Annotated in this window: 18 protein-coding genes and 2 pseudogenes; 7 read left to right on the top strand and 13 right to left on the bottom strand. The window is 22.4% G+C overall.

The features are described 5' to 3' along the window. Positions 1-24: 24 nt before the first annotated feature. Positions 25-1,263 carry an IS256 family transposase gene (locus tag AAHH39_RS04575; protein WP_342219298.1) on the bottom strand — a complete coding sequence of 413 codons (1,239 nt, stop codon included), beginning with the start codon at positions 1,261-1,263 and terminating at the stop codon, positions 25-27. 78 nt (positions 1,264-1,341) lie between these two features. Between AAHH39_RS04575 and AAHH39_RS13300 the strand changes: the two are divergent. The 3 genes and pseudogenes from AAHH39_RS13300 to AAHH39_RS04565 form a co-directional block, all read left to right on the top strand. Next, positions 1,342-1,566, top strand: a pseudogene (locus tag AAHH39_RS13300) (IS30 family transposase); the annotation flags it as partial. Positions 1,567-2,491: 925 nt separating this feature from the next. Further along, positions 2,492-3,589: a hypothetical protein gene (locus AAHH39_RS04570; protein ID WP_342219013.1), complete on the top strand. Its 1,098-nt coding sequence runs from the start codon at positions 2,492-2,494 to the stop codon at positions 3,587-3,589. Between the two features lie 13 nt (positions 3,590-3,602). Further along, entirely contained in the window at positions 3,603-4,511 is a 909-nt protein-coding gene (locus AAHH39_RS04565) for an ABC transporter ATP-binding protein (RefSeq protein ID WP_342219012.1), read from the top strand. Positions 4,512-4,854: 343 nt separating this feature from the next. Here the strand turns inward: AAHH39_RS04565 and AAHH39_RS04560 are convergent, their stop codons facing one another. After that, positions 4,855-5,814, bottom strand: a complete 960-nt coding sequence (locus AAHH39_RS04560) for a transposase-like zinc-binding domain-containing protein (protein WP_342217913.1) — start codon at positions 5,812-5,814, stop codon at positions 4,855-4,857. A 75-nt stretch (positions 5,815-5,889) separates the two neighbouring features. Beyond that, positions 5,890-6,603, bottom strand: coding sequence for a hypothetical protein (locus AAHH39_RS04555; RefSeq protein ID WP_342218592.1), 714 nt, complete (start codon positions 6,601-6,603; stop codon positions 5,890-5,892). 127 nt (positions 6,604-6,730) lie between these two features. Between AAHH39_RS04555 and AAHH39_RS04550 the strand changes: the two genes are divergently transcribed. Both AAHH39_RS04550 and AAHH39_RS13295 read left to right on the top strand, forming a co-directional pair. Continuing rightward, a complete protein-coding gene (locus tag AAHH39_RS04550; RefSeq protein ID WP_342219294.1) occupies positions 6,731-7,912 on the top strand; it encodes an IS256 family transposase in 1,182 nt (393 codons plus the stop codon). A 38-nt stretch (positions 7,913-7,950) separates the two neighbouring features. Then, positions 7,951-8,268, top strand: a pseudogene (locus tag AAHH39_RS13295) (IS30 family transposase); the annotation flags it as partial. Positions 8,269-8,315: 47 nt separating this feature from the next. Here AAHH39_RS13295 and AAHH39_RS04545 read toward each other — a convergent pair. From AAHH39_RS04545 to AAHH39_RS04500, 10 genes are all read right to left on the bottom strand, one after another. After that, entirely contained in the window at positions 8,316-8,876 is a 561-nt protein-coding gene (locus tag AAHH39_RS04545) for a hypothetical protein (protein WP_342219011.1), read from the bottom strand. After that, the gene (locus tag AAHH39_RS04540) at positions 8,848-10,347 is read right to left on the bottom strand and encodes an AAA family ATPase (protein WP_342219010.1); all 1,500 of its coding nucleotides are present in this window, start codon (positions 10,345-10,347) and stop codon (positions 8,848-8,850) included. Before AAHH39_RS04540 ends, AAHH39_RS04545 begins: the two co-directional genes overlap by 29 nt. Positions 10,348-10,488: 141 nt before the next feature. Then, positions 10,489-11,088: a hypothetical protein gene (locus AAHH39_RS04535; RefSeq protein WP_342219009.1), complete on the bottom strand. Its 600-nt coding sequence runs from the start codon at positions 11,086-11,088 to the stop codon at positions 10,489-10,491. Between the two features lie 17 nt (positions 11,089-11,105). Then, on the bottom strand, positions 11,106-11,360 hold the full coding sequence (locus AAHH39_RS04530; protein ID WP_342219008.1) for a hypothetical protein: 255 nt from the start codon (positions 11,358-11,360) through the stop codon (positions 11,106-11,108). Beyond that, the gene (locus AAHH39_RS04525) at positions 11,354-11,563 is read right to left on the bottom strand and encodes a hypothetical protein (RefSeq protein WP_342219007.1); all 210 of its coding nucleotides are present in this window, start codon (positions 11,561-11,563) and stop codon (positions 11,354-11,356) included. The genes AAHH39_RS04530 and AAHH39_RS04525 overlap by 7 nt, the downstream gene beginning before the upstream one ends. A gap of 53 nt (positions 11,564-11,616) precedes the next feature. Further along, positions 11,617-11,856: a hypothetical protein gene (locus AAHH39_RS04520; RefSeq protein ID WP_342219006.1), complete on the bottom strand. Its 240-nt coding sequence runs from the start codon at positions 11,854-11,856 to the stop codon at positions 11,617-11,619. A gap of 47 nt (positions 11,857-11,903) precedes the next feature. Further along, positions 11,904-12,311, bottom strand: coding sequence for a hypothetical protein (locus AAHH39_RS04515; RefSeq protein WP_342219005.1), 408 nt, complete (start codon positions 12,309-12,311; stop codon positions 11,904-11,906). Positions 12,312-12,457: 146 nt separating this feature from the next. Continuing rightward, positions 12,458-15,181, bottom strand: a complete 2,724-nt coding sequence (gene mgtA, locus AAHH39_RS04510; RefSeq protein WP_342219004.1) for a magnesium-translocating P-type ATPase — start codon at positions 15,179-15,181, stop codon at positions 12,458-12,460. A 1,008-nt stretch (positions 15,182-16,189) separates the two neighbouring features. Further along, a complete protein-coding gene (locus AAHH39_RS04505; protein WP_342219003.1) occupies positions 16,190-16,594 on the bottom strand; it encodes a hypothetical protein in 405 nt (134 codons plus the stop codon). 574 nt (positions 16,595-17,168) lie between these two features. Next, positions 17,169-17,378 (bottom strand): hypothetical protein, encoded by a 210-nt coding sequence (locus AAHH39_RS04500; protein WP_342219002.1) that lies wholly within the window; start codon positions 17,376-17,378, stop codon positions 17,169-17,171. A 225-nt stretch (positions 17,379-17,603) separates the two neighbouring features. On the opposite strand from AAHH39_RS04500, the gene AAHH39_RS04495 reads away from it, so the two are divergent. Then, positions 17,604-17,849 carry a hypothetical protein gene (locus AAHH39_RS04495; RefSeq protein WP_342219001.1) on the top strand — a complete coding sequence of 82 codons (246 nt, stop codon included), beginning with the start codon at positions 17,604-17,606 and terminating at the stop codon, positions 17,847-17,849. 447 nt (positions 17,850-18,296) lie between these two features. Then, positions 18,297-18,776, top strand: a complete 480-nt coding sequence (locus AAHH39_RS04490; protein ID WP_342219000.1) for a hypothetical protein — start codon at positions 18,297-18,299, stop codon at positions 18,774-18,776. Positions 18,777-18,786 lie beyond the last annotated feature (10 nt).

The following is an 18,786-nucleotide window of genomic DNA, read 5'->3' as shown; positions in this document are numbered from 1 at the left end:
TGTGTATCTTTGTTTTACAAAGTACTAGTTCAGATTAATTCTGTCTTCAAATTTTATCATAAAATGAGCAATTGCTGTATTTCAATTTTGAATAGGCAATGTTCATTTTTTTGTTATATTTTCAATTGCTAAATAAAATATTTTAAAAACTGACATATCATTAGGAAAAGCTTTTTTGTTTCTAATAACTTTTCGTAATTGACTATTAACAGATTCAATAGCATTTGTTGTATAAATTACTCTTTTGATTTCTGCAGGATAACTAATAAAAATCATCAAATTTTCTCAATTTTTATATCAAGATTTAGCAATTTGGGGATATTGTTTATTTCATTTACTTTCAAATGATTCTAAAGCTTGCATTGCTTGTTCTTCACTACATGCACTATAAATTGGTTTTAAATCTGTAACTAGAGTTTTTCGATGTTTGTATGAAACATATTTTAAACTATTTCGAATTTGATGAACAATGCATAATTGATGTTCTGTTTTAGGATAAACTGCTTGTATTGCTTCTGACATGCCTGTTAAATTATCACTACAAGCAATCAAAATATCATTTAAGCCTCGATTTTTCATTTCTGTGAAATTAGCTAATCAAAATTTAGCACCTTCATTTTCACTAATTCATAAGCCTAAAACATCTTTTTTACCTTCTAAATCAACTCCTAATGCTATATAAACTGATTTATTAATAATCCGTTTATCTTGTCGAACTTTAACTACTATACAATCAAAATAAACAATCGGATAAATGCTTTCTAATGGTCGATTTTGTCATGCTTTGACATCATCAATAACATCATCAGTAATTTGACTAATAACACTTTCACTAATATCAGCACCATGATATAACTCTTGTAACTGCATTCTAATGTCAGATAGAGTCATACCTTTTGCATATAGTGAAAGCACTTGTTGATCAAAACCATCAAATCTTCGCTGTCTTTTTGCAACTATTACAGGAGTAAAATCACTATTGCGATCTCTTGGTACATCAATCTCAATTTTACCTTGTTGAGTTATTAATTTTTTTGAACTTGTACCATTACGAGCATTTTCAGTATTACTATGTTGATTTTTTTCATATCCTAAATAATTTTGCATTTCAGAATTCAACATTTTTTCAACTAAACGTTTTGTTAATTCTTTATATAAACCCCCTTCTTTAAAAACTGTTGTTAAATCTTCAGTATTTTCTAATAATAAATCTACTGCTTTTGATATTGGATCATTATTATTAATATTTTGTTTTTTAGCCATCTGTAACTCACTCTTTCTAGTCATTTAATTATATTTACTAGAATTAATTAAACATAGTTATTTTTGTAAGTTACACAGATTACTAAACATTGCCTTAAGATTTATTTTGCAGATCCTGGTAAACCTTGTCAAAGAGGTTTAAATGAAAATAATAATGGTATTTTAAGAAGATATTTACCAAAATCTACAGATCTATCTTCATATAAACAAAAAGATTTAAATACTATAGCATTTCAAATTAATTCTACACCCAGAAAATCACTATCTTATAAAAGACCAATAGATTTAATACAATTATTTTAAAAAACTGTCCCATTTATATTTACAATTCAGGTAACAAAAAAATGAAAAGTTAACTAGTTATGCAGTAAGTCTAATTTAATAATCAAAAAATAAGCATTGTAATCATAATTATTAGATTATCTTTTATATCAAAATTTGTTAAATTTTATTACTTATAATTAAAATGTTCAAATAATATTTCTTTTTTTATACAGTTTAATAAAAAATAATTTTTCATTTTCATTAAATTATATTTTATAAACAAAAAAAATAATTGATTATAATTGATTATAATTGATAATATGTAAAGGAGAAAAAAATAATGGACAGATTACTAGAAACCACAACGAAAACTATAGAAAAAACTAAAACCAAAAAGGCAAGTTGATTTAAGTTATTTAGATTAATTATAATTAAAATTAGTTACAGTTTTATTACAGCATTTTTATTTTTATTTTCAATAGTAATTTCGGTATTGAGCATTAGTTTTTTGTTTTTTTTAAATTTATCAATAGAAGATTTTATTATTGATTTACAATATTATATTATGATTTTTTATAGTATATTTTTATTTATTTTTATTTTATTAAATGCTATAAAAATTTTTGGTACTCAATTTGAAGATAGTTCTTTCTTATTATTACTTACTAAACCTTATACAAGAAATGTTATTATTTTAACTCAATACGCTGCTTTATTTTTTATGAGTTTAACTTTTATTTTCATAAATATTATTGCTTTATTAATATTTGGCGGGATTTGCGGAATTATTATAAAAGTTTCTTATTTAACTTTTTACGTATTAACGATCCTAAAGTTTTTTGGTTTTTGCTCTTTATTTGCTGTTTTAGTTACTGTTGGTGTAGTAACAATGTTAGCTTTTACTCCATCACAAATAGTTTTTTTAATTTTTGTTATTTTCTGTAGTCTATTTTTATTAGGTGGTTTGCCTTACTCATTAACCAAAATAAATAGTGACATTATTAAAATTAATTTTGAAAATAATATCCAATATACTGTTAGTGAAATCAAAGAAGCAATTTTATTTAAACAAAATTTAGAAAAAGGATTAATTAAATATCCAAATTTAACAAAAGCTATTTTTGATTTTTATTCTAATCTTAGTGATCAAGAATTAAAGGATATTAAAGAAAATAATGTTATTAATAAGCGTATTGATTTTTATCAAAAATTAGGATTTATTAAAACAATTTCTACTGTTAAAACTCTTAGTGGTAAAACAACCTCTTGAAAACCAATTGAATTTCAAAATAAAGATATATTTATGAAAATTACTTTTAATAGTTATTTTAAAAACTTAGATGAATTAAAAAACAATGTTGATAATAATCAAATTACAGAAGACTTAATTAATATAATTAATGATTATGATAAAAAATATAATATTGATTCATTTATGGATCTGCAAAGTGGTAAAGCACCTTCACTATTAACATACGATACTGATATTAATAATACTTATATACAAATTACAGGTCCAATATTAGAAAAACCCGTTCCACTATCACCCAAGGAAATTAAAAATATTTTTATTGATACATATGCATATAAATTTGATTTTCGTAATGAATTTAATAAAATTTTTTATAATCCTGTTTATTTTTTAGTTAGAACAACCGAAGAATATATTTATAATCAAATTCATACTTATCGTCAGATTACTAATAATTCTGTTACTAATGATAAAAATTATAAAAATTACATTAGTATTGCAAATAGTTATCAATTTATCAATGCAATAAATTTTATTGAACATTGAAATCAAATTTGGACTTATTTTATGGACTACTATGGTGATTTTTGATTTGAACCTTATGCAACATCTAGTATCGATTTTGATACACAAAAAAATACTTTATTTAGTTATCCTGATTTTAAACTAACATTAAATAATAAAAAAATAAAAACCGATAACATTGATTATTTTCAAAATAATAAATCAGTTCTTGAAATATATTGTGGATTTTCTATCTTTTTATTCTTACTTTCTTATTTAATGTATAATCGAAAAATTGTTAGTTAGGAGAAAACTTATTATGGGAACTACAGAAGACATTATGATTAGTGTCAGAAACTATAACAAAAAATTTAAAAAGTTTAATATTAGTAATATAAATTTTACTGTATTTAAAGGAACTATTCATGCTTTGGTTGGTCAATCTGGTAGCGGAAAATCTGTTTTATTAAAGTCTATCATTGGTGCAATACCTAGTAACAGATACAGTGGTACAATTAAGGTTAATGATTACAAAGCAGGAAGTGCAAAATCAAAATTAAGCTTAGGTTATTCCTTAAATTTAGAAAACTTTCCACAAGGTTTAACAGCTTATAATTTTCTAAAATATTTAGGACAAACAACTACTATTACCGATAGTGCTCTAGAAGTTAATTTACAAAAATTATTAAATAATTTTAATTTATGAGAACATCGTAATAAGGGTTTAAATTCTTTCTCTTCAGGAATGAAAAATAGAATTATGCTAATTCAAGCCTTAGCACATGATCCAGAACTAGTAATTCTTGATGAACCTGGTGCAAACTTAGATTCAGAGTCACGAAAATATTTTACAAATGTATTAAAAAGATTAAAATCAGAAGGTAAAACTATTTTCTTAACAACTCATATGATTAACGAGGTTAAAGATATTATTGATGATTGTACTATTATTGATTTGGGAAAAATGCTTTATAGTGGACCAATAGCAAAATTTGATGTTGGCAAAATTTTTATTTTGACTACCAACAATTTACCATTAACAGCCACTATATTAACAAAATATCAATATCAATTTAAATATCTTAAAGATTTAAATGAAATCTTAATTCGCTTAGATACACAAGAAAAAATTGATAATCTTAGTTCAATTTTAAATAAATATAAAATTGGTATTCAAAATCTTTATGAAAAAGAAATAGATTTATCACATTTAAAAAATTTTTTATAAAACCTGAATTGTAAAATTAAAAAGGACACTTATATAAAAATTAAATTGTGTTAATTCTATAATTAAGAAAAGAAAGGAATTAGCACAGGCAATGTTTAGTAATCTGTGTAACTTACAAAAATAACTATGTTTAATTAATTCTAGTAAATATAATTAAATGACTAGAAAGAGTGAGTTACAGATGGCTAAAAAACAAAATATTAATAATAATGATCCAATATCAAAAGCAGTAGATTTATTATTAGAAAATACTTTTAATTTTGTAGAAAAGTAGTGGTAAAATAAAAAAAGTCATCAACTTGACTTAAAATTTGATTTTATTAAATTTTGGGATTTATTTTTTTTACAAACTGAAATATAACACATTGGATTTTTGATAAGGGGTTAATCCGTAGTGTTGATATTTTCATTTCCATAAATTGAGGTAATTTTGAATATTGGTAAATCCAATGCCATGGTAATGAGTAATAAATTCTTTTAAACTTGATTGTATTTTACTGACATTACTTAATTTTTTATAATTTAATTCTTTATTTTCTTTTGATTTAAACTGCTGGATAGTGGATTTAGTTTGTTTAGCTACTGTATCATATAATACTTGCATATCACAAACTATAATTGAATTTTCTTCGATAAGTTTCGATGTTAAGTTTTCTTGTACTCATTTTTTATTTAATCTTTTAGTATTTGTTGTTTGAGCATAGATATTTCGGTTTTCATCAATTGCCATTTGAATACAACAATTTAAATCTTTAGCATTTTCTTCAATTCATTGTTTTCTTGGATCATTTGGATCTTTAAAGTTTCCTTTATGAATTTCTTTGATAAAAGTTTCGTCAATTTCAATTCTAGCTTTTAATTTTACAAATTGATTTTGTGTTTTTACTAATTGTGTTGATTTCATAAATTTTTGACGATTAAATCAGGCAGTTTTATTTGTAGTATTAATAAATTGAGAAATAATGTAAGCAGATTGACCTAAAGTAGCTATTTGTATCAATAAATCTCATTGATCATGAGATAAATGACTTCAATAAAAATAATGATTTTTAAAAGCATGAAAAGTAATATTACAACTTTTACATTTATATCTTTGCTTATAATCTTTACTACCATATTTAGTACACAAAAAAGAACTACAATCTGGACATTGAATCCCTTTCTCTTTGAATTTTTGTTCGACTGCTTCAAATTTTTCTTTTTTCTCAATTTGTTTAATTCTAGTTTTATTTTCTCTAAAAATCTCAATAAAATCTTTATCAGACAAATTATTTAAAATTTCTTTTACTGTATTTTTATTCATTTAAAATCACCTCTTTAATATTAAAAATACCATATAAAATATATTTTTGCTAATTTTACTAATACCACTACTTTTCTACAAAATTAAAGCAAAATTCTTAATTGCTCAAGGTTTTATTGAAACTTCTCATTTATTAATGATTAAAATTGGCATTGTTTTACCAATAATTTCAATACTACTATTACAAAAAGAAAATTTAACTGAATAATTTTTCAAAATTTCAAAATCAGTAAATGCTATCATTCCATCAAATTTATTTTTTCCAAAATTTGCTTCAACAAATGTTACTTCATAAAAAATTTTATCTTTTACAAAAAATGGTTTTATTTTTTTTATATAAAAACGTTTATCAAATCTAATTTTTAAATTATTTAATTTAGATTGCAAAATTTTTTCAGATATTTTTTCATAATACTCTTTAGAAGCAGTTTCTTTATTAATGGGAAACTTATTTAGATTATGAAGAACATTAATATTATAAGTTTGTTTTAAAAATTTTTTTATTTTAATCAAAAATTCATAATATTTCAACATCAATCTCTCTGAATTTTCTTCACCAACATTATAATGAGAAACTGAAATTTGTACATAATCATGAAATTGTCTTAAAAATTTTAATTTTCCTATGGATTTTATATACTTAATAGCGCAAGTTATATCATTATATTCCATTGGATTTATAGATACTTGTTTTTCAACAGAATATACTTTCAAAAATACAGCTTCAATAAAATTACGAAGACTAGCTAGAATATTTTCCTTTAATTTTGTAGAAAAGTAATGATACATGATAAAGTGTTATTTTTAGAGAATTTTTACACTAAATAATGTTACTTTTAACAAATTTTTAATTAAAAATAATATTTTAAGTGTAAATTGATGAATAATTTTTGGTCATCCATACTTTTCTACATAATTAAAAGAAAATACTGAAGATTTAACAACAGTTTTTAAAGAAGGGGGTTTATATAAAGAATTAACAAAACGTTTAGTTGAAAAAATGTTGAATTCTGAAATGCAAAATTATTTAGGATATGAAAAAAATCAACATAGTAATACTGAAAATGCTCGTAATGGTACAAGTTCAAAAAAATTAATAACTCAACAAGGTAAAATTGAGATTGATGTACCAAGAGATCGCAATAGTGATTTTACTCCTGTAATAGTTGCAAAAAGACAGCGAAGATTTGATGGTTTTGATCAACAAGTGCTTTCACTATATGCAAAAGGTATGACTCTATCTGACATTAGAATGCAGTTACAAGAGTTATATCATGGTGCTGATATTAGTGAAAGTGTTATTAGTCAAATTACTGATGATGTTATTGATGATGTCAAAGCATGACAAAATCGACCATTAGAAAGCATTTATCCGATTGTTTATTTTGATTGTATAGTAGTTAAAGTTCGACAAGATAAACGGATTATTAATAAATCAGTTTATATAGCATTAGGAGTTGATTTAGAAGGTAAAAAAGATGTTTTAGGCTTATGAATTAGTGAAAATGAAGGTGCTAAATTTTGATTAGCTAATTTCACAGAAATGAAAAATCGAGGCTTAAATGATATTTTGATTGCTTGTAGTGATAATTTAACAGGCATGTCAGAAGCAATACAAGCAGTTTATCCTAAAACAGAACATCAATTATGCATTGTTCATCAAATTCGAAATAGTTTAAAATATGTTTCATACAAACATCGAAAAACTCTAGTTACAGATTTAAAACCAATTTATAGTGCATGTAGTGAAGAACAAGCAATGCAAGCTTTAGAATCATTTGAAAGTAAATGAAATAAACAATATCCCCAAATTGCTAAATCTTGATATAAAAATTGAGAAAATTTGATGATTTTTATTAGTTATCCTGCAGAAATCAAAAGAGTAATTTATACAACAAATGCTATTGAATCTGTTAATAGTCAATTACGAAAAGTTATTAGAAACAAAAAAGCTTTTCCTAATGATATGTCAGTTTTTAAAATATTTTATTTAGCAATTGAAAATATAACAAAAAAATGAACATTGCCTATTCAAAATTGAAATACAGCAATTGCTCATTTTATGATAAAATTTGAAGACAGAATTAATCTGAACTAGTACTTTGTAAAACAAAGATACACAGATTTCTAAAAAGCCTCATAATAAAATTTATTTCAAAGTTACAAAAAGGAACAGTTAAAACTATTACTTTTGATCGTGGTAAAGAATTTAGTAAATGAAAATTAATCGAAAAAAATTATAATGTTAAGATTTATTTTGCAGATCCTGGTAAACCTTGTCAAAGAGGTTTAAATGAAAATAATAATGGTATTTTAAGAAGATATTTACCAAAATCTACAGATCTATCTTCATATAAACAAAAAGATTTAAATACTATAGCATTTCAAATTAATTCTACACCCAGAAAATCACTATCTTATAAAAGACCAATAGATTTAATACAATTATTTTAAAAAACTGTCCCATTTATATTTACAATTCAGGTTTTAAAATATAAATTTTACTTAACTTCACTAAAGTAGTCATCCATTTTAAAATAATCAATACTATGATCAAAAGTTGACGAATAAATGATTTTAAAATTTAAAGAAATGCGATGTTCTCTATTTAATTCATCAACTTTATTATTTAATTTCTTTTTAATTCTTTTGATATTTCTAATATTACGATCAGTTTCTCTTCTAATATTAAATACAAAAAAACATTTAATTTTGTCAAAAGAAATTTCATGTTTTTTATCAATATTATGTTGAAAACAAATAAAGGTATCAGTAAATTTTTTTGATAAATCATTAATAATGTCTTCATGAAAATATTTTTGAATTTTAAATTCAATGAATAAAAATTCATTTCTTTTATTATAAGTGATAGCATCAATTGACTTAATACCACGTGAATGACTACAACATAAAAGTTTAAGATTATCACCATCAATTGCATATTCTTCAGATTCTGAAGAATATGTTTTAGAAGCAGTACTATAAGATAACAAACGAAATGTTTTTTTATTTTTTTTATAAATAAATATTAAATTATTTTTTAATGTCTCATTTAAATTCATATTTGTCTAACTCCCTATATGGATAACTTAAAGCTTCATTAATGTGATCTAAACTATTCTCTTCAATTATACAAGAATCAAAATTTTTATCTTTGTTAATAAAATTATATTTAAAATTTAAGTTTTTAAAGTCACGACTTGCTAGTGAAGTTATTGTTTCAAGAATATATGGACTATGTGTTGAAATAATTAATTTTAAATTAATTATTTTAGCAATATTTAATAATAGTTTAGTAAATAAATATTGTCACTCTGGATGAATATAGGCTTCAGGTTCATCAATAATTACTAAGTTACCTTCTTTAAAAAAGTCACTTTTAATCATTTCTTTAAATGATTCAATAATTTTTAATCCACGTGAGGAGTTAGCAAGTTTAATGGTAATACCATTTTTAGTTAAACTACCATTTTCAAAGTTAATTTTATTTTCATTACCAAAATAGTTTTCAAGTTCTTGATTAATTTTTTGTTTAATTAATACTAATTTCAAATTACTATACTGTTCAATATTTTTTTGAATATTAATTTTATTTTTAAAATCATCTAAGTAGTGACACTTTTTAAATTTGAAAATGTTATTTAATGATAATTTTAATTTTTCACTCTCTAACATATATGATGATTGTTTTTTACTAAGACTTTCTTCAATCATTAAATTTAAAATTTGGTCAGTATCACTAATATAAGTAGCATCAATTATTGGGTTTTCAATAATATTTTCTAAGTAATTAAACTCATGTTCTAAAGAAAATTTATTATTTTCATTAATATTAATCGTTAAAGTTTTGTTATTGTCTAAACTAAGTTTTAAATAACTATCTTTATTATTATATTTTTTATTTCTTAAGTTTTCACCATGAAAGTTTTCACGAAGAATATTAGCCATTAAATATGAAATGATATCAGTATCTTTATTATTAAATAATTCTAAGGTTTGTAAAATATCATTATTAATAATATTAATTGTATATTTAATAATTTTAATTTTGTAACTATCTTTATTAGTATCTAATTCAATTCTTTGTAATGTTTTGGTAATTAAATCATCATTTATTTTTAGCAATTGATGATAGTCTGTTAATAAATTAATTCAAAAATTATTAAATTTTTCAATTTTATAGTTAAAATTTGTTATTCATTTTTGCATAAATGTTTTATTATTTAAATTAATATTATTATAAATAGATTCAATTTCTTTAAATAAAGCACTTTCTTTTTCACTACTATTAAAATTTGTTTCAAGAAAATTACTACCAGTATTTTCAATTTGTGTAAAAGTATCTTCAGCAAAATTAAAAAAATTCTTAATTATTTCTGACTTAATATCACTAGTAGCAATTTTCACCATTGCAAAAACTAACCTACTTAAGTAACTTTTACCAGTATCATTAACATCAGCAATAATAGTAATATCACCAATATTTAAAGAAGTATCATTAAAAGGACCAATATTTTTTATTTTTAATTTCATTTATATCACCTATATATCATTTTAAACTATATAAATATAATAACATTTAACATTATTGAAATGTAGAAAAATAATAATAGTAAAAAATAATATATTATTATTAATATTGAAATAATAATAATAAATATAAATTATTAAATTTTAATGAATATAGTAATTGTTAATTATTTCACAATTTTCGATTGCATCTCAAAAATTGTTATTTCTTTTATTTTTTATTTTTAAACAAATATTAGTAAAAATTAATAAAGTAATTACATAAAGTAAAGTTGGTACTAAAATTATACAGAAAATAACTCCAATTTGTAGTTCTACTCAATTATAATAATTTCCAATATTTTGACTTATATAACATACGTATTTTGGTGAATATTCTAAAATATGATATATGCTAGTTGTAGCTAATATTTGAAATCCATTTCTTTCTGTATTTTCTAATTTACGCTTTTCTTTGTTAACTTCTTCTTTTGTTAATCATTCTTTTACTTTATTAAAATCTGTTTTCTTTTCTTCTGATCAATTTGTATCATCTTCATCTAATATTGCATCTAGGTATATCTTAAAAATTGCTTTTTCATTATCAGATAAATTTTGATCAGTTTGATATCTTTTGAAATTATGGATAGCAGTTACTCGTTGTTCTAAAACATCTTTTTGTAATTCATTAAAATTAGGACAATTTGAAAGTTTTTTAATAGATGTTATAATTTTTGAATCAACATATGATAAATCATCTAACATACTATCTACTTCTTCTTTTATCTCATTATCAAAAAGATAATTTTTATTTTTAAAGGATTACTATCTATTTTGTTAATATCAGTTAATACACTATTAACCAAATAATTAGTAACTTCTTTTAAGTTATATTTAATAGCTAAAGTTCATCAAGTTAATCCTTCTCTAGTTATGTAATTATAATAATTACATTCATTTGTTATTAAAAAATCAATAATCATCATTTCAATTTGATTTTGATTTCTTGGTAATTGATGTAATCAATCAATTATCATATCTTCAAATTTAAAGGTTTTTCATTATTTTTATTTTTAATATCAAAATTAATTTCTAAATCACCATTTTCATTTTTTAATAGTAGTGTTCTTATAATTTTTTTATTATTACTTCTAATTGCTCTATGTAATATAGTGTTATTAAACTTATCAATAGGTGTATTAATATCAAAATATTTGCAATTTTCTATTATTTCTAACATATCAAAATTGTTGTTTAGGATTGCTATTTCATAAGGTATATTACCATTATCATCTATTTGATAAAAATTAGTTTTTTAGTGATGGCAAAATTAATTCTAAAATCAGTTTTATTACCCTTTTTAGCAATAATATGTAAAAGATTTTGATTTTTATTATTAACACTATTAATATTAAAATGAGAATTATTTTGAAAATCATTAACTAATTCACGAATTTCTTCATTTGTCGGATATGCATCAGCTTTATTAATTTCTTGTATTAATAATTTGCAAAATGGAGTTTCATTTTGCAAATTTACTAAATTGGGATTAACTTGTGAATTATTAATTAGTTGCTTTGCTATATTTTAAACTTTGCTCCAAGTTTTCAGTCTACAATATATTGTTTCATAATTGCTAAATGTAAGGGTGAATTTCCTTCAATATCTTGTTGATTTAAAAAATTTTTATCATTTTTTTTAAAATTTATTAATCAATTAATAAGTTTTATTTTATTAGTTGTAAATTCTATTAATTCACTTGAAGTTTCTCAACCTTCCTCATGTGGATCATAGTTATATTCATCTTCTATTTCTGCTCCTTCATCTAAATCTAATAAAAAACTATTATGAAGGGCATTTCTATTGTTATTATCTAAACTAATAACTTCCTCATCACTAAAGTTTGGATTATTCATAAAATCTTCAATAATAGAAAATTGAATTCTTTTCTTTTGAAATTGATCAATAAGGTAATTTAATGTTAGCATACTTTTATCTGTTCCTATCTATAATATAAAATTCCTGTTACTTTATTAAAAGTAACAGGAATACAAAAACTTTCTTTAGTTTTACATTTATTTGTATCATAATTTTAAAAAAATCCAATACATTTTTCTTAAAATTAAAATTTAGTTTACAATCAGCGTTTATTAACCTTTATATATATCATTTTTAATAATTGACTAGCAATGAAATAAACAATGACAACACCAGCTAAATAAGCATAAAAAATTAAAGGAATTGGTGTTAAACCAATAGTAGCTCCTAATTGTGTATATGGAATACTAATGCCAATAATAGTAATTATAATTGTTGTTAAAAATAACTGATGAGATGGCATACTTTGAATAAAAGGTACCTTAGAAGTTCGTAATAATTGTACAATTAATGTTTGTGAAGTAACTCCTAAAATAAATCATCCAGTATGAAATAATGATTGTTGATATATGCCAGCAGCACTATTAGGATCTACATTAGCAAAATTGGCAAAGATATGTAAACCATATCCTAAAAATAAAAAGGTGGTTATATCAAATATTGAACTTAGCGGTCCATTCCAGAATGCAAAAGGTAAAATGCTTTTTGCATTTCATTTTTGTGGTTTTTTAATAAAGTCTTCATCAACCCTATCTCAAGGAATTGCTAATTGAGAAATATCATATAATAAATTTTGTAGTAAAATTTGAATTGCCATCATTGGTAAAAAAGGTAATCAAATTGAAGCAATTAAAATACTTAATGAATTACCAAAATTAGAAGAAATAGTAACTTTAATATATTTTAAAATATTACCAAAAGTATTTCTACCACTGATCACTCCTTGCTCTAAAACATCTAAATCTTTTTCTAATAAAATAATATCAGATGCTTCTTTGGCAATATCAGTAGCACTATTAACAGATATTCCAACATCAGCGTGATGCAAAGCAACAGCATCATTAATACCATCACCTAAAAAGCCAACAGTGTGACCATTTAACTTTAAAATATCAATAATTCTTGATTTTTGTAATGGATCCATTTTCACAAAAATAGTAGTTTTATTTACTAATGCTTGTAAATGTTGATCATCCATATCTTCAATGTCACTACCTAATAAAGGAATTCCTGGTTCTAACCCCACCTTTTTACAAATTGCTTTAGTAACAATTTCATTATCACCAGTCAAAATTTTAACATCAATTCCGTGTTGATTAAGAGTTGTTATTGCTTTAATAGCACTAGGTTTAGGTACATCTAAAAAACCTATATATCCTAATAAAACTAAATTAGATTCATCTTCTATTTTAAAAATTGTTTTGTCACTAGCAAAATCTTGATAGCCAATTGCAATTACTCGTAAACCATCATTATTTAATTCCGTACTTAATTTTAAAACATTTTCTTTAATTTTATCAGTTAAGGTAATTACTTTCCCTCCAATTTCAACTTTAGTACAAATTTTTAATATTTCTTCTACTGCTCCTTTGCAAATTAAAGTATTATTAATTTTATCTTTTGAAACTACTATTGACATTCGTCTTCTTATAAAATCAAAAGGTATTTCATCAATTTTACGATAGGGCATTTCAACTATTTTATTATGATGAGCTTTAATGTGTTGGACAATTGTTTTATCAATATTATTTTTTAATCCAGTTTGTAAAGAACTATTTAAATATGCCATTTCTAAAACTTTGTTTGATTCAATACCTTCTGGATCTAAGTGTTTAACTAACTCAATTCTATCCTCAGTTAAAGTACCAGTTTTATCAGTGCATAAAACATCCATTGCACCAAAACTTTGAATACTAGTTAAATTTTTAACAATTACTTTTTTATGTGATAATCTAATTGCACCTTTTGCTAAGTTAGCACTAACAATCATTGGCAGCATTTCGGGGGTAATACCAACAGCAACTGATATTGAAAATATTAACGCTGTTAAAATATTATTTTTAGTAATTACATTAACAATAAATATTAATGGTACCATTACACACATAAAACCAATAAGAATGTAAGTAACTTTTTTAATACCTTTACTAAAACTAGTAACAGGACGTTTACTAGTTACTGCACTAGCAATTGATCCAAAATAAGTATTAACACCTGATGCAATAACAATAGCAATAGCACCGCCCGAAACAATACTAGTACCCATAAAACATATGTTTTCTAATTCTAGGATACTACTTTTTTTATTATCATCTTTAGTATTAATAGCATGTTTTTCAACAGGAAATGTTTCACCAGTTAGTGCTGATTGATTAATAAATAGATCGGTTGAAACTAAAATTCGAACATCAGCAGGAATCATATCACCAGAAGATAAGAAAATAATATCACCTGGTACTAAATTTTCAATTAATACTTCTTTTGTAAAATTGGCAACACTATTTAAAGCATTAAAATCAATTTTTTTATTTTTATTACTAAATCGAAAAACACTGGCTGTTGTTTCAATTAATTGTCGTAATTTTTCTGAAGATTTATAGGAACGATAATCTTGAAAGTAAGATATAAAAACACTCAAAATAATCATTACTAAAACAATAATAGCACTGTACAAATCAACATTTTTATCAGTATTAGTATCAATAATACTGTAACTAATAAAATTATAGATAACTATTATCATTAAAACAATAATAAAAGGATTAAAAATATTGTGCATTAATTTTTTGTATCAAACAAATCGTTTATGAGAAAAAACATTTTTACCATATTTTTTAAGTCTGTCTTCTACTTCTTCCTTTTTTAATCCGTACATACTACCATCTAATTGTTGGATAACTTCTTCTTTCGATAGTTGCGAAAATTGTTTAAACATGGTTGTTGTTTTTTGTTCTATATGCTTCTTTTTAAAAAATTGCATTATCAACCAACCTTTCTTCAAACGTATAATTTAATTGTATACTAAAATCAAGAGAACTTTATTTTAGTGAATAAAGTTCTTAAAACTACCAAATATTTAAGAATAATATTCTTCTATTTTCAATAAAAATTTGTATTATTTTAAATACAAATTATTTATATCAAAAATAGGAGTAAACATCAATGATTTAAAGAAGCTAGGACTGAGTATTTTTTGGAGGATTAGAAGTATTTAAAAAATATAGACGATTAAAAAAATTATTTAACATTCTTCATACACTTTTTTTCTTTAATTTTTTTCTTAAAAGAAAATAAGACATTTAAATACTTTGTTTTTCTAAAAAATACTTGCTTTTTTGAAATAGGATAAGGAATTCATCCAAACACCAAAAATGATCGATTTCCATAGAATATTTATATTCACACATTTGAGCATATACATTTAAAAGAAAAGGTATAAACTATTATTTTTGATATGTTTAACTTTGTGTTCGTAACAAAAGCTGGAATAGCCAATCTTTAAACAATATATGCAAATTTATAAAGGTATCATAAAAATAAAAACAAAGTTAAAAATATAAAAGGATAATAAACAAATTTAGTAATTAATATTTCACTGGGATGAGATACTCTTAAAAAAATTGTTTTATGTTCATTTTGATTTCTAAAAAATTTTAAAGTTTGTTTTCATAAAATACTATTTTTAAATTCAAATAAAAATTCATTATATTCTTCTTTATCAAAAGATATTTTTCTAAAAATTTTATTGTCTAACTTAATTGCTTCCTCCTCCGTTCTAATTTTTTTCATTTCAGATTCAATGGGCGCATAACTTTAATGGATAGAAAGGGACAACTAGAACAATAAACTGATGTATTTCTATTTTCTGTTAGTTTAATTATATCATAAAATACATAAATGTTTAAAAATATAATGACAAAATTACATTTAAACAACAAAAAAATACTAATCTTAAAATTAGATTTTAAAAATATGAAGTTTTAATTTATTAAGTACTATTCATATAACTTCTAGCATTTAAATAATTTGCTTTTGCAATTAACATATTATTTAATGTTTGATGATGATATATTTTTGCTCCATTAGTTAAAGATTTTAAAAAATGATAAACATCACTTTCTGCACTACAACCAATATTTCAAGAAGCATTTTGATTTACAATACCATGAGCATTATTTTTAAAATAATTATAAGTTTTAGTATTAACATTAAGTTTTAAAAAATCAAGTAATTTATTACAATTACCACTTGAAAAAGTAATTGAAGAATCTAAAAATTTTTTTCAGTCATGAGATTCTTTTTTCTTACCACGAACTCCAACAAAAGATTTTCATAAATAACTAAATGCATGAAACTTATCTAAAATATAATAACATCCTAATCAACTAGCCATTGCTTTAATTCATAATGCACCATCACCAGCAACTACTAAATTATAATTATGATACTCTCATTGAACACCTAATATATTTATATTTAATTTAATATCATAATCATTAAGAATAGTTTGTGTTGTAAATTGATATAATTCATGTTGATTTAAACCATGATTAACTTTAAATAATAAAAATGCAGTTATTTTATTTTGTAATTTATTTCTATATGAATAAATTTCTTTTCTACCAAGATTAAAAGTTAAAAGTCTACAACAATATTGCTGTTTTAAACCATTTTCATCTCAACAAGTAATAAAAGCATCATCTGCACATATATTTAATTTTGATTAAATAATACTTTATGTTTTTGTTCTGGTATTAATTTTTCAATTTTTGCATTTTTAAAAATTCTTGAAATAAAATTTTTAGAAAAATAAGTATATTCATATTCTGCTTGAATATGTGTATATGTTTTTTTAGTTATTAAATTTTTAATTAAATTACTAAGTATTTTTAACTTTAAATCTTTAATAACTCTTGCACGTTTTTCAATATTAAATTCTTCATCTGTAAAATAACGAGTTCTTTTTTCTATATTATCTCAATATATTCTTCTATTAAAGTTGTAAATCCAATTTCAGTATTTACTGTTCTATTACGTTTTTTAGAAACTTTATATCTTTCTTTTTCTTCTGCAGTTCTATTTTGAAAAAAATTTTCATCTCAATCCTCGACTTCTTTAATAAAATATGATTTAATATCATTGATTTTATTGTTCAAATAATTTTGAAAATTAAACATATTTCAACACCTTTCTATTATATTTTTTGCAAATTCCATTCTATCAAATTTACTAAATTATTGTTGAAAAAATGTTTAATATAGAGTATAATAATAAAGAACGATAAAATTGATTATGATGTATTTCTAGTTTAACGTTTAAAGATAACTTTTATTAGTTATTTTTTCTTTTTTAATAAAATAATGTACAATAAAGAAAAATATAAATAGAAAAGGAAAATAAAAATGGACATTTGAGTAATTATATTTGGTATTTGTTTACCAATTACTATTGTTTTGGGATTACTTGCTTTTGATGGTATAAAACAATGTCAAAAAAATAATATTTTTGGTATTTTAAGATTAACAATTTCTTTAAATATAATTGGCGCTTTTATTGGTTGCATGATTATATATAAAAAACAAAATTCAGAATTTAAATTTTGAAAAAATAAATGTAGTAAAATTTTAAAATTTAAAAAAAAGAAATAAAAAAATAGCAGTATAATGCTATTTTTTGTTATAATTATATTATAAAAATTAAATAAAAAAATATATGAAGTAATTAATAAAGTTAATAAGTTATTTTAGGCACACTTAACTTAAAGATTATATTAATTATATCATAAATTTTTGTTTTTTTAAAGCATATGAAAGGAGATTTTTATGTGCAAGAAGAAAAAATAAAAATAAGACAATTTTTAATGATGCTAAAAAATTAAGAGAATCATTAGAAAATTATTTTATTCATTGTAATGAATTTAAAGAAGTTCCTACAAAATTAGGAATGTTAATTTATTTAGATATAACTGAAAGTACTATTAGGACTTGAAAACAAAAAAAGAGAAATACTTTTTTACAACAAATTAATTGAGCGCATTCTCAAATTGAACACTTAAATTTACAAAGATATTTAACTTCAAATGCTGGTACTTCATCATGATATTTAGAAAGAGCATATGTACTAATGGTCAAAAACCTACTGTGGAAGCTGTTTACAGTCGTATTCAAGAAAAATATTCTAATTTAGAAATGGATCGCCTTAAAATTGATGTTATTTCTAATAAAGAAGCAACTATTATAGGTATTACGGGTGATGATGTTATTCCTCTTTATACTGGTAAGGTAACAGTTACATTTAGTACTAATGATAGTGTTGATTTAAGTACTATTATTAATAAAAAAGATTTAACGGTTAAGACTAATGGTCATGATATACCATCAAATAATGATGTAATGAGAGCATTACGTGATACTTACCAAGAAAAGTTAGATACTTCTTTTATTGCAATAGAAATTACTTTTAATTATGTAGAAAAGTATGGATGACCAAAAATTATTCATCAATTTACACTTAAAATATTATTTTTAATTAAAAATTTGTTAAAAGTAACATTATTTAGTGTAAAAATTCTCTAAAAATAACACT

The sequence above is a fragment of the Spiroplasma endosymbiont of Amphimallon solstitiale genome (assembly GCF_964030965.1).
Classification (GTDB): domain Bacteria; phylum Bacillota_I; class Bacilli_A; order Mycoplasmatales; family VBWQ01; genus Spiroplasma_E.
Note: the sequence above shows the minus strand (reverse complement) of the source record. Positions and strands in the feature narration are given on the sequence as shown.